The sequence below is a fragment of the Olleya sp. NP1-10 genome, assembly GCF_055804415.1.
Genome location: NZ_CM147840.1, coordinates 1,199,552 through 1,224,175, shown reverse-complemented (window position 1 = coordinate 1,224,175; position 24,624 = coordinate 1,199,552). Strand labels below are relative to the sequence as shown.

General features: G+C 31.4%; 23 protein-coding genes and 1 pseudogene. 19 read left to right on the top strand and 5 right to left on the bottom strand.

Annotated features, from left to right (window positions below; all coding sequences use genetic code 11):
• Positions 1-19 precede the first annotated feature (19 nt).
• On the bottom strand, positions 20-3,043 hold the full coding sequence (locus AC0L4B_RS05610; protein ID WP_473438914.1) for a reprolysin-like metallopeptidase: 3,024 nt from the start codon (positions 3,041-3,043) through the stop codon (positions 20-22).
• Between the two features lie 152 nt (positions 3,044-3,195).
• Between AC0L4B_RS05610 and AC0L4B_RS05605 the strand changes: the two genes are divergently transcribed.
• From AC0L4B_RS05605 to AC0L4B_RS05535, 15 genes and pseudogenes are all read left to right on the top strand, one after another.
• Complete coding sequence (locus tag AC0L4B_RS05605) at positions 3,196-5,196, top strand: M43 family zinc metalloprotease (RefSeq protein ID WP_473438913.1); 2,001 nt, start codon at positions 3,196-3,198, stop codon at positions 5,194-5,196.
• An 82-nt stretch (positions 5,197-5,278) separates the two neighbouring features.
• Positions 5,279-6,192 (top strand): annotated as a pseudogene (locus AC0L4B_RS05600) (bifunctional riboflavin kinase/FAD synthetase).
• Positions 6,182-7,501, top strand: coding sequence for an HTTM domain-containing protein (locus AC0L4B_RS05595; protein ID WP_473438912.1), 1,320 nt, complete (start codon positions 6,182-6,184; stop codon positions 7,499-7,501). Before AC0L4B_RS05600 ends, AC0L4B_RS05595 begins: the two are co-directional and overlap by 11 nt.
• 206 nt (positions 7,502-7,707) lie before the next feature.
• The gene (serS, locus tag AC0L4B_RS05590; RefSeq protein WP_473438911.1) at positions 7,708-8,979 is read left to right on the top strand and encodes a serine--tRNA ligase; all 1,272 of its coding nucleotides are present in this window, start codon (positions 7,708-7,710) and stop codon (positions 8,977-8,979) included.
• Between the two features lie 397 nt (positions 8,980-9,376).
• Entirely contained in the window at positions 9,377-9,994 is a 618-nt protein-coding gene (locus AC0L4B_RS05585) for a tetratricopeptide repeat protein (protein WP_473438910.1), read from the top strand.
• A complete protein-coding gene (locus AC0L4B_RS05580) occupies positions 9,895-10,995 on the top strand; it encodes a tetratricopeptide repeat protein (RefSeq protein ID WP_473438909.1) in 1,101 nt (366 codons plus the stop codon). Before AC0L4B_RS05585 ends, AC0L4B_RS05580 begins: the two co-directional genes overlap by 100 nt.
• A 5-nt stretch (positions 10,996-11,000) precedes the next feature.
• On the top strand, positions 11,001-11,513 hold the full coding sequence (locus tag AC0L4B_RS05575; RefSeq protein WP_473438908.1) for a GNAT family N-acetyltransferase: 513 nt from the start codon (positions 11,001-11,003) through the stop codon (positions 11,511-11,513).
• A gap of 3 nt (positions 11,514-11,516) precedes the next feature.
• Positions 11,517-11,840 carry a DUF4286 family protein gene (locus AC0L4B_RS05570; protein WP_473438907.1) on the top strand — a complete coding sequence of 108 codons (324 nt, stop codon included), beginning with the start codon at positions 11,517-11,519 and terminating at the stop codon, positions 11,838-11,840.
• 31 nt (positions 11,841-11,871) lie between these two features.
• Positions 11,872-12,672 (top strand): 16S rRNA (adenine(1518)-N(6)/adenine(1519)-N(6))-dimethyltransferase RsmA, encoded by an 801-nt coding sequence (gene rsmA / locus AC0L4B_RS05565; RefSeq protein WP_473438906.1) that lies wholly within the window; start codon positions 11,872-11,874, stop codon positions 12,670-12,672.
• 4 nt (positions 12,673-12,676) lie between these two features.
• Positions 12,677-14,050: a magnesium transporter gene (gene mgtE / locus AC0L4B_RS05560; protein ID WP_473438905.1), complete on the top strand. Its 1,374-nt coding sequence runs from the start codon at positions 12,677-12,679 to the stop codon at positions 14,048-14,050.
• Between the two features lie 229 nt (positions 14,051-14,279).
• Positions 14,280-15,221: a 2-hydroxyacid dehydrogenase gene (locus tag AC0L4B_RS05555; RefSeq protein WP_473438904.1), complete on the top strand. Its 942-nt coding sequence runs from the start codon at positions 14,280-14,282 to the stop codon at positions 15,219-15,221.
• Between the two features lie 13 nt (positions 15,222-15,234).
• Entirely contained in the window at positions 15,235-15,690 is a 456-nt protein-coding gene (locus tag AC0L4B_RS05550) for a DUF1801 domain-containing protein (RefSeq protein ID WP_473438903.1), read from the top strand.
• Between the two features lie 41 nt (positions 15,691-15,731).
• Entirely contained in the window at positions 15,732-16,118 is a 387-nt protein-coding gene (locus tag AC0L4B_RS05545) for a VOC family protein (RefSeq protein WP_473438902.1), read from the top strand.
• A 51-nt stretch (positions 16,119-16,169) separates the two neighbouring features.
• Complete coding sequence (locus tag AC0L4B_RS05540) at positions 16,170-16,712, top strand: hypothetical protein (RefSeq protein ID WP_473438901.1); 543 nt, start codon at positions 16,170-16,172, stop codon at positions 16,710-16,712.
• A 115-nt stretch (positions 16,713-16,827) separates the two neighbouring features.
• Positions 16,828-17,157, top strand: a complete 330-nt coding sequence (locus AC0L4B_RS05535; protein WP_473438900.1) for an ArsR/SmtB family transcription factor — start codon at positions 16,828-16,830, stop codon at positions 17,155-17,157.
• On the opposite strand, the gene AC0L4B_RS05530 is transcribed toward AC0L4B_RS05535, so the two are convergent.
• From AC0L4B_RS05530 to AC0L4B_RS05515, 4 genes are read right to left on the bottom strand one after another with little or no spacing between them, the layout of a single operon-like run.
• Positions 17,158-18,195 carry a carboxypeptidase-like regulatory domain-containing protein gene (locus AC0L4B_RS05530; protein WP_473438899.1) on the bottom strand — a complete coding sequence of 346 codons (1,038 nt, stop codon included), beginning with the start codon at positions 18,193-18,195 and terminating at the stop codon, positions 17,158-17,160.
• The gene (locus AC0L4B_RS05525) at positions 18,188-20,005 is read right to left on the bottom strand and encodes a GNAT family N-acyltransferase (protein WP_473438898.1); all 1,818 of its coding nucleotides are present in this window, start codon (positions 20,003-20,005) and stop codon (positions 18,188-18,190) included. Before AC0L4B_RS05525 ends, AC0L4B_RS05530 begins: the two co-directional genes overlap by 8 nt.
• A gap of 43 nt (positions 20,006-20,048) precedes the next feature.
• Positions 20,049-21,299 carry an aspartate kinase gene (locus AC0L4B_RS05520; protein ID WP_473438897.1) on the bottom strand — a complete coding sequence of 417 codons (1,251 nt, stop codon included), beginning with the start codon at positions 21,297-21,299 and terminating at the stop codon, positions 20,049-20,051.
• Positions 21,300-21,659 carry a GNAT family N-acetyltransferase gene (locus AC0L4B_RS05515; RefSeq protein WP_473438896.1) on the bottom strand — a complete coding sequence of 120 codons (360 nt, stop codon included), beginning with the start codon at positions 21,657-21,659 and terminating at the stop codon, positions 21,300-21,302.
• Between the two features lie 270 nt (positions 21,660-21,929).
• On the opposite strand from AC0L4B_RS05515, the gene fbp reads away from it, so the two are divergent.
• From fbp to AC0L4B_RS05495, 4 genes are read left to right on the top strand one after another with little or no spacing between them, the layout of a single operon-like run.
• Complete coding sequence (gene fbp, locus AC0L4B_RS05510) at positions 21,930-22,904, top strand: class 1 fructose-bisphosphatase (protein WP_473439402.1); 975 nt, start codon at positions 21,930-21,932, stop codon at positions 22,902-22,904.
• 48 nt (positions 22,905-22,952) lie between these two features.
• A complete protein-coding gene (locus AC0L4B_RS05505) occupies positions 22,953-23,309 on the top strand; it encodes a fructose 1,6-bisphosphatase (RefSeq protein WP_473438895.1) in 357 nt (118 codons plus the stop codon).
• 15 nt (positions 23,310-23,324) lie between these two features.
• Positions 23,325-24,143: a cell envelope biogenesis protein OmpA gene (locus AC0L4B_RS05500; protein ID WP_473438894.1), complete on the top strand. Its 819-nt coding sequence runs from the start codon at positions 23,325-23,327 to the stop codon at positions 24,141-24,143.
• Positions 24,130-24,624, top strand: a complete 495-nt coding sequence (locus tag AC0L4B_RS05495; RefSeq protein WP_473438893.1) for a Rab family GTPase — start codon at positions 24,130-24,132, stop codon at positions 24,622-24,624. The genes AC0L4B_RS05500 and AC0L4B_RS05495 overlap by 14 nt, the downstream gene beginning before the upstream one ends.

Sequence of the window (24,624 nt, the reverse complement as noted above, 5' to 3'; positions counted from 1 at the left end):
AATAAACACTTTACTAAATTTACTTGATTACAAGCTTTTTGGTCATTGCTGAATTTCCGTCAGAAACATTTAATAAGTACAAACCTGATTCGACATTATTCAATTGAATTGTTTGTTTAAAATCATTCGAATTCACAAACGAAGTATTATAAACTTTTCGTCCTCTTACATCATAAACAACAACATTTAATTTACTACTTAAATTATTATTTTTTAATTCAATAGTAAATTCCCCATTATTCGGATTTGGATATACGTTAAAATTACCAGCAAAATCAAATTCAGAAACAGATAGAGAGGTTTGCACGTTAACCGTATAGTCTTCCACTTCTGCATCATGATTGTTATCACAAGACCCAGCAGCTGAGGAGTACCTAGTCGTTACACGCATTGTTGTAGCTCCTATAACTGCATCAGAAGGAACAACTACATTTAAACCTGAATTGCTAGTAGGTCCATCTAGTACGTTTGTCGCAGTTCCTAAGTCGTAATACTCATTAGAATCAAAAATACAATTCTGATTCCAATCAATCCAGACACTAGAAACACAAAGATAATTACCATCTGTATTTTGATTGACCGTTAAAGTATAAGATGCATCTCTATTTACGTCTGTAATTTGAGTAGCTGTTGGTGCAATGCGATAATCACTATAACCAGATGGTTTACCTGATGGATTATCAATATCTCCAAACTGCACTAAAGTTGTACTTGTATCATAAGTAGTATTTGCAACTGAAGTACACAAACCATCTACAATTGTTAATTCTAAGTCTACTGCTTTAGTTTGAGTAGTAGAAGTCCCTGTTACTGTAATAGTATAATCACCAGCTGCAGCTCCTGTTAAGCCAGACACATTAACTAAAGTTGAACCGTCAGAATTTAAACTTGAAGGTGTAAAGGTTACAGTAGCAGCTAACGCTGGACTAATTGAAGATGTAAAATTTGTTGTTTCTGAAAAACCATTAGCAGTTATCATATCAACAGTATATTCAACCTCATCAATAGCACAAGCTGTTCGATCTCCTGACGAATTACTTAAAACAAATGAAGGCGTACTATTTATTGGAAAGACCTCTGATAAAGCATAAAATATATTATCTACAGCTTCAACCATTACTCTAGCATTATTAGTATCTGCTATACTAGGAATTGTAACCGTTTCTGAACCATCATTTGCAACTCCAGAAGCAAGAGTTGTTGGAAAAGTTAATCCTCCATCAGTTGAAAATAAAATATTAACAGATTGACAATTAATAATAGCACCATTAGTATCACCAACATTCCAAACTAATGTTTGATTACTTCCTGAAGCCCAAGCTGGAGGAGTAACAACCGTAAAAGGCTGATCGCCTACTACATCAACAGTCATTAAATCAGCATCTGTTTGACCTATTCCATTAGCAAAACCACTAGCATTATCTCTAACAATAAAAGAAAAATTCATAGTACGTTCTACTGATGGTGTCACTTCCCAAGTTGGAGTTAAATTTCCTGCAACCACATCACTGTAGCTTGGCATGTATCTATCAGGTGAATCAGAAGGCAATATAGATCTGTACATTGGTCCTGTTGTCCAAGTAGGTTGAGGAGCGCCATTTGAAGGTGCTTGAGATGGGTCATTAGGACTCCAATTATAAGTTAAACTTGCTAATCCATCAGGATCAGTAGCCGAACCTCTTAACACATAAGCTGTACTTGGCGGAATTGAATAATCTAAACCAGCGTCGGCAACTGGAGGCTGATTTGTTAATGCCATAGTAGCACCACAATCACTTGTTCCACCTGGTTGAATGTTTGCCGAAATATCTCTTATATTGACATAATTAAAATGTGCATCACTATTGGATTGGACATTGGTTGGACATATACCAGCATAACCCATTATTGAACTTCCTGAAGCTGGCTCAACCTCAGTCATTCCATTTCCTGAACGACTACATGTATTCATACTATGCCAACCATCAAATTGGTGACCCATTTCATGAGCCACATAGTCAATATCAAATGCATCACCTGTTGGATTTGGTCTTCCTGTATAGCCTCTTCCCTTTTGATTTCCAGTATATGGAGCTCCTCCATCCAAACAAACACAACCTAAACAACCTGCACTACCACCTCCCGAAGTATTGAAATTGTGACCAATATCATATAAACTTTCATCATTTAAAGTTGTTGATATAACCTCTTGCGTTTTGGTATTATACTCTCCAGTCCATGGATCTGTAGCTGGATCATAATAAATTAATTGATCATTTTGATTAATAAAAACTAACGTTACTGCTAAATCTCTTTCATAAACCTCATTAACTCTATTAATAGTTATAGCCATTTGAGCTTGAATATTTTGTTTCTTTTGAGCATCTGTACCTGTTCCAGCAAAAATTTCTCCATATTCACCATTACAAGTTTGTGCTAACCTGTAGGTTCTTAATTGCATATCATCAGTATCAGCTAATTGACTTGCTCTTTCGTTAGTTAATGAAGATAGCTCTACATCTTTATCAGTCAAGCATTCAAAACCTTGTAAATCTTGACCTAGGGCATTTCTTTCATATACAATATAAAAATTATTAGTAGTTGTGTAAGGATCTATAAACAACGAGCTTCTTTTTCCTGACAAAGACATCGTATGTAAACCAAATTGTGTAACACTAAAACTCATAGTAGCAGTTTGATCATCCAACCCAGCAGCCTTGTATGTTTTAATCATTGCGTATCTTGCGGCTAATTCTGACTCCATTATTGGTGCTTCAGTAACACTAAAACGTTCTAATTCACCTTTGGCATTTGGAAAATAGACAATAACATTTGATTTACCGATATTCTCACCTCTTACAGGAGCATTAATTATTTTAGTTTTAAACTTATCTAGATCTAAAGAAAAAACCTGATAATCAGAGGGAAAAGAAGCACGTCTTACTTTATCCAAATTTTCAACTTTGTCTTCAGAACTTAATGTCCAATAATCTTGTTGTCCAAAAGCAACAACGCAAAGCATCATTGTAATGATCTTTATTGATTTAAGTAATAGTTTTTTCATACTAATAAATAGTTAAGGGTTAGTTATGTTACACTAAAAATAACAATAATTATAAATATTTAATGAAAAATAAACATTTAACTAGAAAAATTAACAGTAGCATCTCTATAAAATACTTAAATTCACCAAAATTTTAAATTCTTCCTAATTAAATGAAAAAAATTACTTTACTATTTTTTATAATTTGTTTTACACAAATCAGTGTTTGTCAATCTCAAACAAAAAATAAAAACGCTAAACTGTTTAATCAAGAATTAACAGTATCAAATAAAAAAAGCATTGAAGAAACAGGACATATCAGATGTGGGACTGTTGAATACGAAAACTATCTTCAAGAAAAAAATAAAAACATAACAACTAAAGCTGAATTTGAAAGATGGTTAGCTCCAAAAATTGAAGAAATCAAAGCAAAACGAGCAAATAGTCCATCTGTAATTATAACAATACCTGTTATATATCATATTTTTACTGATGGTAGTGGATCAGAAAATTTAAGTGCTGCTGCAATTCAAGCACAAACAGATCAGTTAAACATTGATTTTGGTAACACAGCAGGAAGTAATTATTCTGTTGCAGCTGACACAGAAATAAGATTTTGTCTAGCTTTACAAGATGAAAATGGAATTGCTTTAGCAGAAGATGGTATAAATAGAATAACAACTTATGGAGAAGGTCCATTTTCCACTACAGACTTTGAAAGTGGTATGAAAGCAGATACACAATGGGACCCAACTCAATATTTTAATGTATGGGTAGCAAACCTTGATGGAGGTCTATTAGGTTATGCTCATTGGCCAGAAAACTCAACCCTTTCAGGCGTCCCATCAAATTCTGCAGGCTCAACTAGTGATGGAGTTGTTGTTTTAAGCTCATCTGTAGGTAGTATAGCAAATCCAAATCCAAACGGAGGAGTGTATGCTTCTGGAAGAACGTTAACTCATGAAACTGGACACTGGCTAGGATTGAGACATATCTGGGGAGATACAACTGCATGTTCAAATGATGATTATTGTTCTGACACTCCTGATGCAACAGAATCTCACGGTGGTTGTTCTATAAATACTGATACATGTGACCTTGACGGATTAGGTAATGATATGGTGGAAAACTATATGGATTATTCGGACGATACTTGTATGCACACTTTTACAGCTGACCAAAAAGCAAGAATACAGGCTGTAATGGCTAACTCACCTAGACGTGTAGAATTAGCTAGCTCTGACAAATGCACACCTGGATTAGTATATGATTTAGATGGTCAAATTGAAATTGATGATTTAAATTTAGTAGATTGTGCTACAACTATTTCTCCTGATATAATTTTAACAAATCAAGGAAACTTAAATATTACATCGGCAACAATCATTTATGATGTTGACAGTAATAATATAACAAACTATTCTTGGACAGGAAATTTAGCTAATGGTGAATCTGAAGTTATTTCATTACCAAGTATTGATATTGATTCTGGTAATCATATTTTTAATGTAGAATTATCTAGCCCAAATGGAGGTACTGATGATAACATTACTAATAATACTGATTCATCAAACTCTTTTTCAGCATTTTTTGACACTACTACAATAACTTTTGATTTAATCCCAGATAATTATGGTTCTGAAACCACTTGGGAATTTAAAGATAGTAATGATATTGTTTTATATTCTGGTGGAAATTATCCTGATTCAGACAATACTCCTGTTAGTGAAATTTTTGATGTTACAATTGGCGAATGCTATACTTTCACGATAAATGACAGTTTTGGAGATGGTATATGTTGTTTATATGGTTTAGGTAGTTATACCTTAAGTGATGACAATTCTAACACAATAGCTACAGGAGGTGAATTTTCATCTACAGAAAGCATAACTTTTGGTGTAAATAGTTTAAGTACAAATGATTTCGAACTACAAAATTCTATCAGCATCTACCCTAATCCAACGGTTAGTTCATTAAACATTAAAATAAGTAATAGTAATGATTTACCAAATGCTTACAAAGTTTATAACATGCTTGGTCAATTAGTTACAGAAAAAGCTATTAATACAACTCAAGATTTAACAATAGATACTACTCCATTTAGCAATGGTATGTATTTTATTAAAATATCTAAAGATGGTAATGCAGCAACATTTCCTTTTATAAAAAAATAAGACGGTAATTTTTTAAATAACTTAAAGGCCAATTGATTTAATTCAATTGGCTTTTTTACTTTTGTAAAATAACTACAAGGCATTGAAAACAAATCTTAAACAACATACTGTATTAACCATCGGAACTTTTGATGGTGTACATATTGGTCATCAAAAAATTATTAAAAGATTAGTTGAAGTCGCTAATGTAAAAAGTTTACAACCATCATTGTTAACTTTTTTCCTCATCCAAGAATGGTATTGCAAAAAGATGCCAACATTAAATTAATTAATACTATAAGCGAAAAAGAACAACTTTTAAAACGCTTTGGAATTACTAATTTGGTTGTTAAAAAGTTTACAAAAGAATTTTCAAGATTAACAGCTCAAGATTATGTTGAAAACCTACTGGTTAATCAGTTAAAATCTAAATATGTTATCATTGGTTACGACCATCATTTTGGTAGAAATAGAAATGCCAATATCAATGATTTAAAACAATTTGGAGAAGATTTTAATTTTGAAGTTGAAGAAATATCTATGCAAGATATTAACGACGTTGCCATCTCTTCTACCAAAATAAGAACAGCTTTAAATGAAGGAGATATCAAAACAGCTAATACTTATTTAGGTTATAATTTTATGCTTACAGGCACAATAGTAAAAGGCAAGGGTTTAGGCAAAACCATACAATACCCAACAGCTAATTTACATATTGAAGAAACCTATAAACTAATACCAAAACAAGGGGTTTATATTGTCAAAGCACTAATTGATGATACTATCCAATACGGTATGATGAATATTGGAAACAATCCAACCGTCAATGGACAATCTCAAACCATAGAAACTCATTTTTTTAATTTCAACAACTCTTTGTATGATAAAAACATTAGTATTCAATTACTAGCACGCTTAAGAGATGAACAAAAATTTGATGGATTAAAACAATTAACAACACAATTGGACCAAGATAAAATCCAAGCGCTACAGTATATTAAAGACTATGCTAAATAAAATTTTATTCAAACAAATTGACAATAGTGCATTAATAGTATTCAGGATTATTTTTGGACTACTTTGTTTTTTAGAATCCGTTGGCGCAATCTTTACAGGTTGGGTAAAATATACTTTAATAGACTCAAAATTCACTTTTAATTTTATAGGCTTAGACTTTTTACAACCATTACCTACTCCATGGATATATGTTTATTATATAGTTATGGGAATATTTGGTTTAGGAATTATGCTAGGATACAAATACAGATTTAGCATCATTGCATTTACCGTATTATGGACAAGTATATATCTAACTCAAAAAGCCTCTTACAATAATCATTATTACTTATTGTGTTTATTAAGCGGGATTATGGCTTTTTTACCAGCCAACACTTACGCATCAATTGACGCAAAATTAAATCCTAAAATTAAAACTATAAGCATGCCTAGTTGGTGTAAATGGGTATTTGTACTCCAATTATTTATAATGTACACTTATGCAGCTGTCGCAAAAATATATCCAGATTGGCTAGATTTAACAGTTCCAACACAGCTCATGCAAGGTAAAGCCAACTACCCAATAATAGGAAGTGCATTACAACACCCTTTTGTACCATACTTAGTTGGTTATGGTGGTATTTTATATGATGGTTTAATCATACCTCTATTACTGTTTAAACCAACAAGACGATTAGCCTTTTTTGGTTCAATCTTTTTTCATTTGTTTAATTCTATTGTATTTGGAGTTGGGATTTTCCCATATTTAGCACTAGCATTTTCACTATTCTTTTTTGACGCTAAGATTATTAAAAATCTCTTTTTAAAGAAAAAAGAATTTTATTCTATAAACCAAGTTAAACCACTTAACTACAAACCTTATCTACTTACAATAGCTAGTATTTACTTTATCATTCAGATTATTTTACCAATAAGGCATCACTTTATAAAAGACAATGTATTGTGGACAGAAGAAGGTCACAGACTATCTTGGCGCATGATGCTGCGCTCTAAATCTGGTTACGCAACATATAAAGTCGTTAATAAAAAAACTAACAAAACAACTATCGTCAATTTAGACCATTATTTATCAAGAAAACAAAAACGAATGATTGCCACAAAACCTGATGTTATTTGGCAATTTGCACAACGTTTAAAGCAAGATTACAAAAATAAAGGTCAAGATATTGCAGTTTATGTTAATGCAAAAGCAAGCGTAAATGGTAGACCTTATAAAACACTTATAGATCCTAAAGTAGATTTAGCTAGTGCAAGCTGGAATGTGTTTAAACATAATGATTGGATATTACCATCTCAATTAGATAAATAAAATATTTTTAGCTACACAAAATCTTACTACTTTTACATCTTAAATTTGTAGTCATACTATTGCGTTAAGGATTACTCGTTAATTACTATTTAATAAATACCAGCTTAACAAGTATTTTTAAATAGTATATTTTTTGCTATTATAATTAGTAAAAAACGTTCTAACGAAAAACCTGAGCTTTAGGTAACGCCAAAAAACAAAAACACATGTTACAAGTACCATTTATCAGAGAAAACAAACAGCTAGTTATTAACAGATTATCGGTTAGAAATCTGGATGCAACAGCAATGATTGAAGATGTCATTAATTTAGATGAAGAGCGTCGTGCTTTACAAACTAAATTGGATGCTGTATTAGCAGAATCCAACTCAATCTCTAAAGAAATTGGTATTTTATATAAATCCGGTCAAGCCGAAAAAGCTAATGCTTTAAAAACTAAAACGTCAGATCTTAAAGAGGAATCTAAGGTTTTAAATGAAGCTTTAAATACTAAAACGGAAGCTTTAAGCCAATTACTTTACAAAATACCTAATGTACCACATGAATCTGTACCAAAAGGTAACAGTGAAGAAGACAACGAAGAAATATATACAGAAGGTGATATTCCTAAATTACACGATGGCGCATTGCCACATTGGGAATTAGCTAAAAAATATGACATCATAGATTTTGAATTAGGTAATAAGATTGCAGGAGCAGGATTTCCGGTTTATAAAGGAAAAGGAGCCAGATTACAACGTGCTTTAATAGCCTATTTTTTAGATAAAAATACAGCTGCAGGTTATACGGAGTACCAATTACCTCATTTAGTAAACGAAGCCTCAGGTTTTGGGACAGGACAATTACCAGATAAAGAAGGTCAAATGTACCATGTCACAGAAGACAACCTATATTTAATTCCAACTGCAGAAGTACCAGGAACTAATATTTTTAGAGATGTTTTATTAAACGAAGCAGATTTACCAATTGGTATAACAGGTTACACACCTTGCTTTAGACGTGAAGCTGGTAGCTATGGTGCTCACGTACGTGGTTTAAACCGTTTACATCAATTTGACAAGGTAGAAATCCTTCGTGTAGAACATCCAAGCAAATCATACCAAGCATTAGACACTATGGTCGACCATGTCAAAGAGATTTTAAACGAACTAAAATTACCTTTCAGAATCTTACGTTTATGTGGTGGTGATACTGGATTTACTTCCGCTTTAACTTATGACTTTGAAGTGTTTTCAACCGCTCAAGATAGATGGTTAGAAATTTCTAGCGTCTCAAACTTTGAAACATTTCAGGCCAATCGTTTAAAACTACGTTTTAAAAATAGTGATGGTAAAAATGAGTTAGCTCATACCTTAAACGGAAGCTCTTTAGCATTACCTAGAGTACTTGCTGGAATTTTAGAAAATTACCAAACCGAAGACGGTATTAAAATACCTGAAGTTTTAGTACCATATACTGGTTTTGAATACATTAACTAATGTTCAACAAAAAAGACGTTAAACAACGTCTTTTTTTGTAAAAAAATTTTGTTTTCACTTTAAAACATACTCAATTTGATATATAAATTATTGAAAACAAGTAAATTACTGCAGACAAGTTTCAATCAAGTAATAACACATTAATTAGATAAGCTTAATGCCTAAACTTTGTTTAGGCATTTTTTTACATAATATTTACAAATACTAGGTTTTGTATTTTTATATTTACAGTTATGATGCTTAAACGCCTAATTATACTATTTATCTTTTTTTAGCTTGGTCTACACAAGCTCAAGAAGAATTTCTTGCTAAACAATATTTCAAAGAAGGCCAGTTTGAAAAAGCGTTATCTAACTACAAAAAACTATACGCCAAAAATCCAAACTCAGAAAGCTACTTGTTAAAAATTATTGCTATTGAGCAGCAATTAGAGTTATACAATAGTGCAGAAAACCGCATATTACTACATCTTGAAAATAACAATAAACCAGATTTTTTAGTAGAATTAGGTTTTAATTATCAATTAAAAAAAGATACTATAAATGCTAATGTATTTTATAACAAAGCAATCGCTAGTTTAGACACAAAACCTATCTATGCTTTTCGTGTTGGTCAGGCTTTTGAAAAACACACGTTATTAAATCAAGCCATAACTACATACACTAAAGCGATGGAACTAAAACCATCACTAAATTTTAATTTTCAATTAGCAAAAATTTATGGTGCACAAGGTGATGTAGAAAAAATGTTTAATAGCTATATCACTTTGGTTGAAGACAGTCATGCCTACCTTAACACTATTAAAAGAAACGTAAGCGAATTTATTACTGATGATAGCAATAATGAATACAATATATTATTAAAAAAATTCTACTTAAAAAGATACAAACCACACAAGATGTTATCTGGAATGAAATGCTTAGTTGGTTATTCATACAGCAAAAAGACTACTATAAAGCTTTTGTTCAAGAAAAAGCAATCTATAAACGAGAGCAAAAAAGCTTCTCAAGATTAGTTGAGTTAGGTTTAATTGCTCAAGACCAAAATCAATATGAAGATGCACTAACTGTGTTTGATTACATAACAGAAACCACACAAGAAGTGTCTATGCAGTTATCTGCATTAAAAAAAGTATTAGAAATTAAAACAAAAATCGCTTTACCTAAAGACTATCAAGCAATTAACGATAAATACGTTGAAGTACTTAACACCTTTGGTAAAACACCACAAACATTAGATTTACAAATTAATTATGCTCATTTTTTAGCATTTTATTTAAATCAAGAAGTAGATGCTATCAAATTACTTAAAAACACTTTAAAATATAATGCATCAAGATTACAACTAGCTAAAGTAAAACTAGAGTTAGGAGACATTTTAGTACTTCAAGAAAAATTTAACGAAGCCTTGATTTACTATACGCAAATAGAACGTAATATAAAAAATAGTACGCTTGCTCAAGAAGCAAGATTTAGGGTTGCTAAAGCGAGTTATTATAAAGGTGATTTTAAATGGGCAGAATCTCAGTTAAAAATACTTAAATCGTCAACATCACAACTTACAGCTAATGATGCTTTAGATTTAAAACTGTTAATCAGCGATAACAGAGCTGAAGACTCATTACAAATTGCTTTGACAAAATATGCAAAAGCAGATCTATTGGCATTTCAAAATAAAAACACTGATGCTATAAACCTTTTAAACCAGATTTTAGACCAACATAAAACCGAAGTCATTATACCTCAAGCCTTACTTAAACAAGCCTTGTTATATGAAAAACAACAAGACTATCAAAAAGCTAAAGCTAATTACCAACGTATAATTTCAGACTACAAAGACAGTATTCTTATGGATAATGCCTTATATTATTTAGCCGAAATATTTGCAAATAAATTAGCACTCCCAGAAGAAGCAAAAGCACTGTATGAAAATTTGTTATTTAATTATTCCGATAGTATTTATGCTGTTGACGCAAGAAAAAAGTTTAGAGCACTTCGTGGTGATGCAATAAATTAGAAGTTATGATCGTAGCAGAAACTCAACGTCTTTTAATCACTAAATTTACATTGGACGATGCTCAGTTTTTTATAGAGTTAGTTAACACTCCAAAATTCAAAAAATTTATTGGTGATCGTAAAGTCCAGACTATAGAGCAAGCTCAAGAGCGTATTAAAAATGGACACCTTAAAAATTACGCACAATTAGGTTATGGTTTTTATAAACTGCATTTAAAAGCAGAAAACAATAAGCTTATAGGTACAAATGGACTAACAAAAAGGACAACCTTAGAACTGCCTGATATTGGGTTTGCAATGTTACCAGAATACGAAGGTAAAGGCTACGGATTAGAATCGTCATTAGCAATATTAGATTTAGCAAAAAACACATTCAATCTTAAAAAAATTGGAGCAATTACAAAACCTAACAACAAAGCATCAATAAAATTAATAGAAAAATTAGGTTTTAGCTTCACAAAAAAGGTAAAACCCTTTGAGGACGACTCAGAACTTATGTTATTTGCAAAAAACTTATAGACAATGTACATATATAACGTCACAGTAAACATAGATGATAGTGCTCATGACGAGTGGTTAATTTGGATAAAGCAGCACATACCAACAGTTTTAGCTACTGGTAAGTTTGAAAAAGCAACACTAACAAAAGTGTTAGTAGAAGAAGACATGGGTGGACAAACCTACTCTATACAATACAAATCATATTCAAGAGAAGCCCTAGATGCTTATTACAGAGAAGATGCAGAAAAATTAAGATCAGAAGGATTAAAAAAATTCGCAGACAAAATGTTAGCCTTCAGAACAGAACTTCAAATTGTAGATGAGTATTCTGTAACCTTTAAATAATTTCGGCTTAAGCCGAAAAAACCTCAGTATCATGGCAAAACATAAACAAAATAATGACCATCAAGTCAAAGCAAAAAAGTTTTTAGGACAACATTTTCTTGAAGACGAAAGCATTGCTCAAGATATTGCTGATGCTTTAACTTTAAGCGGTTATAAAAACGTCTTAGAGATTGGACCAGGAATGGGTGTTTTAACAAAATACTTACTAAAAAAACCAATTACGACTTATGTGATTGAGATTGATACAGAAAGTGTAGAATACCTTCAAAACAACTATTTAAATTTAGCACCAAGAATCATAGAAAAAGACTTTTTAAAGTATGATTTAAGTCAAACTTTTAACCAAGAGCCTTTTGCTATAATTGGAAATTTCCCATATAATATTTCGACACAAATAGTATTTAAAACCTTAGAGCTTCGTGACCAAATACCTGAATTTTCAGGGATGTTTCAAAAAGAAGTCGCAAAACGTATTTGCTCCAAAGAAGGTAGTAAAGTGTATGGTATTTTATCGGTTTTAACCCAAGCCTTTTATGATGCCGAATATTTATTTACTGTTCCTCCAACAGTGTTTAATCCACCACCAAAAGTAGACTCTGGTGTGTTACGATTAATACGTAAAGAAAACTACACATTACCTTGTGATGAAAAGTTGTTTTTTAGGGTTGTAAAGCAAGCTTTTCAACAACGTCGCAAAACCATGCGTAACAGTTTAAAAACATTTGATTTGTCAGATAATCTAAAAGCAAATAGTATCTTTGACAAGCGACCAGAACAAATCACAGTTGCACAATTTTTAGAGTTAACTAGTCTAATAGAAAACGACAAATAAAGCATTGGTGGAAGACAATCAAAACATACAGTTTCAGCTTACAGATGCACTTATAGAACAAGTAGAATTACTTATCGAGCAACAAGACGATAAAGCACTACGTAAAGTTTTAGAAGAGTTTCATTACGCAGATATTGCCGAAATCCTAGATGAAGTTAATCTAGATGACGCTATGTATGTTATCAAACTCTTGGATTCTGAAACCACGTCTGATGTCTTAATGGAATTAGACGAGGATAACCGTGAAAAAGTCCTTAAAAATCTATCCGCTAAAGAAATTGCAGAAGAAATTGAAGAGCTAGACACAGATGATGCTGCAGATATTATCGCAGAGCTACCAGAATCACGTCAAGCAGAAGTAATATCTCAAATAGAAGACCAAGAGCATAAAGCCGAAATCCAAGAGCTTTTAGCCTATGATGAAGATACAGCTGGAGGACTTATGGCAAAAGAGCTTGTTAAAGTTTATGAAACTTGGACAGTTGCTGGTTGCTTACGTCGCATACGTGGTCAAGCACAACACGTCAGTCGTGTACATTCCATTTATGTAGTAGACAAGCAAGAAAAACTACTTGGTCGTTTATCTTTAAAAGATTTACTTACTGCAAAAAGCGAACAAAAAATAGCCGAACTCTCTAACTCAAACGTAGACTATGTTTATGTAGACGAAGATGCGGAAGAAGTTGCAAAAGTCATGCAAAAATATGACCTAGAAGCCATACCTGTTGTAGACCAAAACAAAACACTTTTAGGACGTATTACCATTGATGACATTGTAGATGTAATTCGTGAAGAAGCGGACAAAGATTACCAAATGGCTGCAGGTATATCTCAAGATGTAGAGGCAGATGATAGCATTATAAAACTTACAAAAGCCAGATTACCATGGTTATTTATTGGGATGTTTGGTGGTTTAGGTGCTGCAAGTATCATTGAAGGTTTTAATGGCTCAATGGGAGAATTTATAGTGCTACTTAGTTTTGTACCCTTAATACAAGCCACAGCAGGAAATGTAGGTGTACAATCCTCTGCAATAGTCGTTCAAGGTCTAGCCAATAACAGTATAGATGGTAACATCCTAAAACGCTTATTAAAAGAGTCTATTTTAGGTTTAGTCAATGGTCTGGCACTTGCATTAGTAGCAATTGCAGTCACACATTTTGCTTTTAAAACACCATATATAATTTCAATAACCATATCCATTGCATTAGTAGCAGTAATAATTATGGCTGCATTAATTGGTACTTTTATTCCTATTTTTTTAGATAAAAGAGGTATAGATCCAGCAGTAGCTACAGGTCCTTTTATTACCACAAGTAATGACGTATTTGGGATATTACTATACTTTGTAATAGCTAAATCTATTTTAGGATTTTAAATTTGGGCGTTACCCTTATTTACTTTTTTACTAAGTAAATAAGCGTCGTGTCATCCGTTATATCTTTTTTGCTTTAACAACTTACTGGTCTTTTTTAAGTAAGTACATTTATTTTCAGTTTACTTTATGATGTTTAAAAGTGCGCAAAAAAGGATGCCACTACTACCACTAACGCGTAAAATCCGTACATTTAAATCAAAATTAAACAAGCAATTACGACTCTTCATTCATGAAAATACTTCATATAGACTCCAATCATCCATTATTACTTAATCAGTTAAACGATTTAGGCTTTATCAATCATGAAGATTACTCCTCTTCAAAAGCAGACATTCAACTAAAAATTAAAGACTATGATGGATTTATTATCAGAAGTAGGTTTAGTATAGATAAAGATTTTATTGATGCAGCAACAAACCTAAAATTTATTGGTCGTGTTGGTGCTGGATTAGAAAATATTGATTGCGATTATGCACAAAGCAAAAACATCGCATTAATAGCTGCGCCTGAAGGTAATCGTAATGCAGTTGGAGAACATAGCTTAGCTATGCTTTTGTCTTTATTTAATAAACTAAATAAAGCAGATCAAGAAGTAAGAGCTGGTAAATGGTTACGTGAAGCCAATCGTGGTTTAGAATTAGACGGAAAAACAGTAGGTTTAATTGGTTATGGCAATATGGGTAAAGCATTTGCTAAAAAGTTACGTGGTTTTGATGTAAATGTTTTGTGTTACGATTTAAAACCTAACCAAGAAGACCAAAATGCAACTCAAGTTAGCTTAACACAACTTCAAGAACAAGCAGATGTCTTAAGTTTACACACACCAGAAAACCCAACAACGGTTAATATGGTAAATACAAATTTTATTAATGCGTTTAAAAAACCATTTTGGCTAATTAATACTGCACGTGGTAAAAGTGTTGTTACAAAAGACTTAGTATCAGCTTTACAATCTGGACAAATATTAGGTGCAGGTTTGGACGTGTTGGAATATGAAAAATCCTCTTTTGAAAATCTTTTTAGTGATAATAACATGCCTGAAGCGTTTAAATATCTTATACAATCAGATCAAGTTATTTTATCACCACATGTTGCTGGTTGGACTGTAGAAAGTAAAATAAAACTAGCACAAACCATAGTAGACAAAATAAAAGCACAATTTGTTAATTAAACTTCTAATTTAAATGACATCAAAAGCAAAAACAGCAGAAGAATACATTAACCAACTTCCAGAAGATAGAAAAGTACCTATATCAAAATTGCATGACTTAATTATTAAGAATATGCCTGAAGGTCTAGAAGCTGGTATGGGTTATAGTATGTTAGCGTATTATGTGCCAAAATCAATTTATCCTGCAGGATACCACTGTAAACCGTTTCCGCCATTACCATTTATAAATTTAGCCTCTCAAAAAAACTTTATAGCATTGTATCATTCAGGTCTATATGCAAAAAAAGAACTTTACAATTGGTTTGTAGAGCAATACCCTAAACACTGTAAATACAAATTAGATATGGGAAAAAGCTGTATCAGATTTAAAAAAATGGACGATATACCGTATGATTTAATACAAGAGTTATTGGGTAAAATGAGTGTTGAAGAATGGATAACTTTGTATGAAAGTGCCATTAAAAAATAAAATAAACCTAATTAAACTAACCAAAACTAAAACTATCACAAATGAAAAAACGCGTCACAGGAATTGGAGGTCTATTTTTTAAAACTAAAGACCCAAAAGCATCAAAAGATTGGTATAAAAAACATTTAGGTTTTAATACAGATGATTACGGATCAACATTCTGGTGGAAAGATAAAGAAGGAAATGACTGTTCAACCCAATGGAGTCCTTTCCCTGAAGACTCAAAGCACTTTGAGCCTTCTAAAAAAGACTTTATGTTTAATTACAGAGTTGAAAACCTCACTGAACTAATAGCAACACTTAAAGATGAAGGTGTTACGGTTTTAGGTGAAATTGAAGAGTATAGTTATGGCAAATTTGGATGGGTTTTAGACAACGATGGAAATAAAATAGAACTTTGGGAACCTATAGACAAAGCCTTTCTATAACATATATTTATAATTGTAATATATTAGTGCTCAATAACTAACCTAACAATTATGAATGAAGATTTGAAAAACCAGGAAAACCAAGCTGAAAATACTGTAAACAATATAGAAAACTCAGTAAGCAACAAAACTAGTGAAGCTAATCACGCATCAAAAGAAACTTTAGGTGAAGTAAAAGACAAAACTAATGAGGTTTTAGACAAAGCAGAAGCTAAATTTGAAGATATTAAAACTGAAGCTAAAGAAACCTTTGAAAAGGCAAAGACAAAAGCAACTGAATTTATTAATGAAGACGCTAAAGAGTTTGTTGAGGATGCCAAAGAAAAAGCATCTAAAATAGCTAAAGAAGCAGGACAAAAATTAGACGAATTATCTGAGGATGCTAAAGAGACCTTTGATAAGGTTAAAGCAAAAACAACCGAATTTATTAATGAAGATGCTAAAGAATTAATGGATGAAGCTAAAGAGAAAGCATCAAAATTTGCAGATGAAGCTGGAGATAAACTTGAAGATTTAGCAGATGATGCTAAAGAAGTCATTGAAGAAACTACTAAAAAAACTAAGAACTTTTTCCAAAGATTGTTTAGTAAATAAGAGGATAATACAAATAAAAAACTGAAGTCTTTGTTGATTTTAGTTTTTTATTTATATTTATCATTGTGATATTGCAATATCACGTTTTATTATAAATTAATAATATCAAATAATAATGGGATTTTCAAAAAGACAGTTATTTAATAATTCACAAAATCAGGTAGCAAACTACACTAAAGTATTAGGTCATCCAGCTAGAATAGCAATGATACAGCACATTAGCGAAAATAATAATTGTAATTGTAACCAACTAGTTAAAAGTACTGGTCTGTCACAACCTACAATTTCTCAGCATTTAGGAGAGATAAGAAAGATTGGCTTGTTAAAACAAAATGTTAAGGGTAAAAATTTATTCTACTCGATTGATTTAGACCAATTAAATGAATGCAGACGAGTTGTCAATGATTTTTTTGTAAAAACTCAAATCAATTGTAATAAATCTTAACTACTCTAAATTATAATCTGAAGGTAACATATTTACTATACGACTCTGTCCAAAAGTACCTCCAAATAAAATACTTTCAATAGGATAATGTATTCCAAAGCCATCTATATAAAACGTATTATCTGTGATATTTGGCAATAAAAAAGCTTGATCCAAATTATCAAAACTTACAACTATTTTTTTAGGGTCTAAAAATGATACTTGAGTTTTATCTTTATCTATTATTTTAGTGTTGAAAACTTCAGATTGTATGGTTTCAAATAACGGTTCTGATTGCTTTTCATCTTCACATTTAAATAACCTAAATCCATTTTCTTTTAGAGAGTTATCGGCTAAGCTTCTCATAAAATAAAGTAGTGAGGTTTTATAAACAAAGCTTCGGTTTTTAATGTAACGTTTCTTAATGTTCTTCTTATTGAGTTCTGAAAAAACACTTGTACCACTATAAAGTACTTTATTAATGTAGGTAAAACCGGAAGGTGGTGTTTCGAAAATAATTTCGAAATCAATTAAGTTATATTCAACTTTATAACCTAAATATTTATTTATTATAACTATGGGTTGGTCAGCCATAGCATACATTGTTTGATCAACTTTACTATACCTAAATCTGATTTTATCGATGTTAGTTATTTTACAGTCCTTACTATATATAGATCGTCCTAAAAACTCCTGTTTAAAATACCTTAATTTCTTTTCTCTGGACCAATCATCATCAGTGACTATAACCTCATCTAAATTGGTAGTTTGTGGCTGTAGTTTTATTATTGGATTATTTAAAAGACTTTCCTTAGCGACAACTTGTGTATTATAACCTACGTAACTAATCACTAAAGGCACATTTATGGTCTGTTTAGAAGCTATGTTAAACATACCATCAAGATCTGTAATAACACCAATAGTCGTACCATCAAAGTAAACGGTTACACTAGGTAAAGGTTGGTTGGTTTTAGCATCTATAACTGTACCTGAATAGGTTTGGGCAAATCCAATTGAATGAACAAAAAAAGCAATTAAAATTACTAATTTGTTATTCATTCTGCTCAGTAACTTTACGTTCTAATTCGGCTTGAAACTCTTCCATAACAGGTCTAACTGTACTTTCTGGTAAGTCTTCAATTTTAATATACATTAATCCATCAACTGCATTATTAAATAATGGATCTACATTAAAAGCCACTAAACGTGCATTTTGCTTGATATATTTTTTAAGTAAAACAGGTAGTCTTAATGCTCCTGGTTCTATCTCATCAATAATCTTATCAAACTTATTTAAATCGGCTTCAGTAGCATCAAAAACAAAATCTTTATCTGCATCCTTAAGTTTAACTTTAAATTCTTTTTTAGGATGCACATATTGTGCTATGTAAGGATCATAATAATGAGATTTCATAAACTCAATCATTAAAGATTTAGAAAATTCAGAAAACTGATTACTAATACTTACTCCGCCTATTAAATACTTGTGTTCTGGATGACGCAGTGTTGTATGAACAATACCTTTCCATAGTAAAAATAAAGGCATCGGTTTTTGTTGGTACTCTTTAATGATAAAAGCACGACCCATTTCTATGGATTGACTCATCATTTTATATAATTCTGGCTCAAATCCAAATAAGTCTTGTAAATAAAAACCTTTAATACCAAATTTTGAATAAATCTGAGACCCTAATCCCATTCTGTAAGCTCCTGCAAGCACTTGAGCTTCACTGTCCCATAAAAATAAATGGTGATAATAGTTATCAAATTCATCTAAATCAATAGGTTCATTTGTACCTTCTCCAACAGCTCTAAAAGTAATTTCTCTTAAACGTCCAATCTCTCTTAACAAGTTTGGCATGTCTTCGGCTGTAGCCAAAAATACTTCATAATTTTTACTAGTTAAAAGTTTACAGTCTTTGTCTCTTAAAGCATCAACTTCTGCAATCATGGTTTCTTGACTTACAGGAGTTACAATTTGTTTAGGTGCTTTTGAAGATTTAGGCGATTTTAAACTAGACGAAATACTATCTATTATTTTTTCTTTTGGTTGAAAAGTATTGGATAGCATGTATGTTTTTCTACGAATAAATTCAGAAAAATCAGAAAGTGATTTATGGTCTTGTTGGTCTTTAACAGATATAGGTTTACCTATTCTAACTTTAATGACACGTCGTTTTTGTGTCAATAATTCTGATGGTAATTTAGCGGTTCTAAACGTGTCACTTATTTTAGATAGTTTATAAAACAACTTACTATTTTTGGCATGAAAATAAATTGGCACAACAGGTACGTTTGCCTTTTGAATTAATTTCATAGCTGCTTCTTCCCAAGGTTTATCAACAACCAATTTACCGTCTCTGTAAGTAGACACTTCACCTGCTGGAAAAATCCCTAAAGGATGACCATCTCTTATGTGTGAGATTGCACTTTTAAAACCTGCAATACTTGATTTTACATCTTTCCTGTCTTCAAATGGATTAACAGGCATTATGTATGGCTTCATTGGCTCTATACGATGCAATAAAAAATTAGCTATAATTTTAAAATCGTCTCTTTGTTCAAGCATTAATTTTAAAAGTAAGATACCATCAATACCACCTAAAGGATGGTTAGAGACTGTAATATAGGCGCCATCTTTTGGTAAACGTTTTAAATCTTCTTCGGGAATTTCAAATTTAATTTGAAATTCGTCCAAAATACCATTTAAAAACTCCAAGTGCGACAAATGTTTGTTGCGATTATAGATTTTATTTAAAGTAGATATCTTTAAAACCTTCATCAATAACCAACCAACAAAAGTCCCTACAAACCCATATTTACTAAGGTTTATAGCTTTTGAAACTTCTTTTGCTGTGACTAATCCCATTTAATTTTTTCGTATTACAAAGTACAAATGTAATTCATTAGATTTATTTAGTTACTATTTGTAGTGTCTCTTGAAACATTTGTTTTAGCAAAACGGTCTTTCCTTGCTCTAAATTAGCTACTGATTTTGAGTCGTAATGCCTTATGGTATAAAGTGATACACCTTCATGACATATCACTTTAAACTTTGCTTTTAAATGCAATAATAATGGTGCTAAATTATTAAAATTATTGTCAAAACAAACCGAAAAACTGATTGCGGAGTTTTGAATAACATCCACTTTCATTTTATACTGCGACAATAGGTTAAAAATTTCGCTAATATTATCTTCTACAACATATGAGAAATCTAGAGTTGATAACGATAATAACACTTGATTTTGTTTAACAATAAAACAAGGTGTTTTAGGAACAATACCTTCTGTTTTATTAACTACTGTACCTTGAGCTAATGGTTCTAAAAAAGACTTAACATATAAAGGTATTTCTTTACGTTGTAATGGTTGTAATGTTTTTGGGTGTATGACTGATGCGCCATAAAAAGCTAGTTCAATAGCTTCGGTGTAAGAAATAGAATGCAATAATTGTGTATCTTTAAAATATCTTGGGTCTGCATTTAATACACCTGGAACATCTTTCCAAATAGTTACACTATCTGCATTTAAACAATAAGCTAAAATAGCAGCAGTATAATCACTTCCTTCACGACCTAAAGTAGTTGTAAAATTATTTTTATCGCTTGCAATAAAGCCTTGAGTAATATTTAATGTATTGGTATTAACAGATTGACTTACGACTTGTTGAGTATTGTCCCAATTAACTGTTGCGCGTCTATAATAATCGTCTGTTTTTATTAATTGTCTCACATCCAACCATTGGTTGTCTAAACCTTCCTGATTTAAATATTGACTTATAATTGTAGTAGAAATCAACTCGCCATACCCAATCACTTGATCGTAAACAAAGTTATAGTCAGGGGATTTATTACTTTGTAAAAAGTTTTTCAACTCATCAAAAAGTGAAATGATTTGTTTGAAAACGGAATGATTTTTAGACTGAAAAAGTTCTTGAGCAATATTAAAATGAAAATCTTCAATACTTAATAAAGCTTCATTTAACTTAGTTTTGTCTTTAAAATAATGACCAATAACTACCTCAAAAGCGTTAGTCATTTTGCCCATTGCTGAAACAACAATTAATGTATTATCGTAACCTACTTGTTGTAAAACAGAAACTAAATTTTTAACACCATTAGCGTCCTTAACAGAAGCACCTCCAAATTTAAATACTTTCATTTATATGTTTTCGATATAATTATTGATACTTGCTTCGTCCATTTGGACTAAATACCAATCTTTTAATAACGTAGCACCTTTACTTTCGTAAAATTTAATAGCAGGATGGTTCCAATCTAAAACTTCCCAACAAATACGTTTAACACCAAGTTTATGACCATACTTAATGACTTCATTTAATAATAAAGTCCCTAAACCAGATCCTCTGTGCTCTTGATTAACCATAAGATCTTCAAGATGTACTGTTTTACCTTTCCATGTAGAAAAACGAATATAAACCAATGCTATACCTACAACTTTCTCCTCTTTTTCTGCAACAAAACAAGTAAATAATGGCTGCTCTCCAAAACCATGCTGCAACAAATCAGCTTCAGTTACAAGGACTGCATCTGGTTCTTTTTCAAAATCTGCAAGCTCTTGTATTAAGCCTAAAATAGCAGTAACATCTTTTTTTGTGCTAATCTTATCGTGTAATCCATACTAAAATAATTTAATCAAATATAGTTTAAGTATAGGTATTAAACCAAAATAACATATACTACAACGTTATAATTGTTAAAAATTGCGATATTTGTACAAACAACTACAACTTGAAATCATGTCTAAAAAAATCAAACTTTAGGAGAATTTATTATAGAAAACCAAGCGTCTTTTAAATATACCTCTGGAGAGTTATCAAGATTAATAAACTCTATTAGGTTAGCTGCAAAAGTAGTAAACCATGAAGTAAATAAAGCGGGTCTTGTAGACATTATTGGTGCTGCTGGAGATACTAACATCCAAGGAGAAGACCAACAAAAACTAGATGTATATGCTAACGATAAATTTATACAGACACTAACAAACCGTAATATTGTTTGTGGTATCGCTAGTGAAGAAGAAGACGATTTTATAACTATTAATAGTCAAGATGATAACAATCAAAACAAATATGTTGTTTTAATAGATCCACTAGATGGCTCGTCAAATATTGATGTAAACGTATCTGTAGGTACTATATTTTCAATTTATAGACGTATTACGCCTGTTGGGACTCCTGTAACTATTGAGGATTTTTTACAACCAGGTAATCAACAGGTAGCAGCAGGTTATGTCGTTTATGGCACTTCAACTATGTTAGTTTACACAACAGGTCATGGTGTTAATGGGTTTACTTTAAATCCAGCAATTGGTACATTTTATCTATCACATCCAAACATGCAATTTCCTGAAGACGGGAATATCTACTCTGTAAACGAAGGTAATTATACACACTTCCCACAAGGTGTAAAAAATTACATCAAATATTGCCAAATGGAAGAAGGTAACAGACCTTACACTTCTAGATATATTGGATCTTTAGTATCAGATTTTCATAGAAACATGATTAAAGGTGGTATTTATCTATACCCAAAAAGCTCTAAAAACGAAGACGGAAAACTTAGATTATTGTATGAGTGTAATCCGATGGCTTTTCTAGCCGAACAAGCCAACGGAAAAGCAAGTAATGGGTTTGAAAGAATCATGGACATCCAACCTAAAGAGTTACACCAACGTGTACCTTTTTTCTGCGGAAGTAAAAACATGGTACTTAAAGCCGAAGAATTTATGCAAAACACCGATTAAATACTATTGTATCCATTTTTTGGTACTTTTGATAATTAAATTATCCTAATGGCAAATACAGACAAAATCAACGAAAATGCAACTAATGAATCTGCAGAAGCAGCTTCTAAAATTGACGCAATAAAGCAACTTATTTTTGGTGAAAACATGCAAGCTTATGATAGCGAGTTTGAAACACTTAAAAATGATATACTGACAAAGAAAAAAGAATTAGAAGCTTTAATGGATGACGTTAAGTCTGAAATACTTCAAAACATTGATAATCTAAGTACAGATATTAATATTAGAATTACCGAATTGGAGAACAGCTTTGAAGATAAAGCCGAAACTTTAGAAGACAAAAAAATGGATCGCAAATTATTAGGCGAACTATTTACTAAATTAGGCGAAAAAATAAGTCAATAATAACTTGGCTTGCGCATGACTCAAGACGATAAATTAAAAATTTTAAAAGACATCTTGCTAAAAGATGAGCATGAATATGCCTCATCCATAGAGATTAAACTTAAAAAACTTGAAGAGTTAATTACGCAACAAAATAATTTATCAAAACATATAGACCCAATTCTAGAAGACAAACTAGATGAGTTTATAAAAGAAATGCCCGAAACATTAGGACCAACGATTACCAAAACACTTAAAGAAGAAATTAAAAACTCTCAAGATGAAGTTGTTGAAGCATTATATCCAATCATGGGTAAAATGATTAAACGTTACGTTCAAAAAGAAATACAAATACTATCTGAAAATATTAACCGAAGCATGAGTAATGCTTTTTCTTTTAAAAATATCTTCAGGAAATTTAGATCAAAAAAATCAGGAGTATCAGAAGGCGATCTACTTATTCAAGATCAATTTAAGCCAAAAATTGAACAAATAATGGTTATTGAAAGTGGTTCAGGATTGATTGTGTCAGAATATTCCAAAACAGATAACATAGATCAAGATACAGTAGCTGGTATGCTAACAGCTATTAAAAGCTTTGCTGAAGATGCATTTACCAAGGACACACAAAATCTAGAATACATAGAGTATGAAAATTATCACATACATCTTCAAAACTTTTCTAAATATTATATTGCAGTAGCAATTTCAGGTGCATTTACTGCAACTTTTAGAAGTAAGCTAGAAGACAAACTTCTGGATTTTGCACAAAACATAATTAACAAAACAGATTTAAATAATAGTGAGCAATTTAGCACTAAATTAAAAACCTACTTTCAAAATGAAAATTTCTAAAAAAATAGTTTTAATCGGTCACTTTGGCGTAGGTAAATCATCATTGATAAGACGATTTGTAGAAGACACTTTTACGGAAGACTATAAAGTTACCATTGGTGTACATGTATTAAAAAAAGAAGTAAAATTACCCGAAACAGATAAAGACATTACATTAGTTATTTGGGATCTTGAAGGTAATGATGATATTACCAACACAAGACCATCCTACCTCATAGGAACTAACGGATTTTTATATGTTTTTGATTTAACTCGTCCAGCAACATACGAAAAACTATCAAACGACTTAGATTACATCTCAGAACGATTCCCTAAAACACCAATAAAAGTTATCGGAAACAAAAAAGATTTAGTCACCAACGAGTTTATCAAGCAAAACAAGGAAGTTTTTGGACGTTTCGTCGATTTTTATACAAGTGCTAAGTCTGGTAAAAATGTTGAAAATGTATTTACTAACTTAGCTAAAGCTTTAATAAAATAG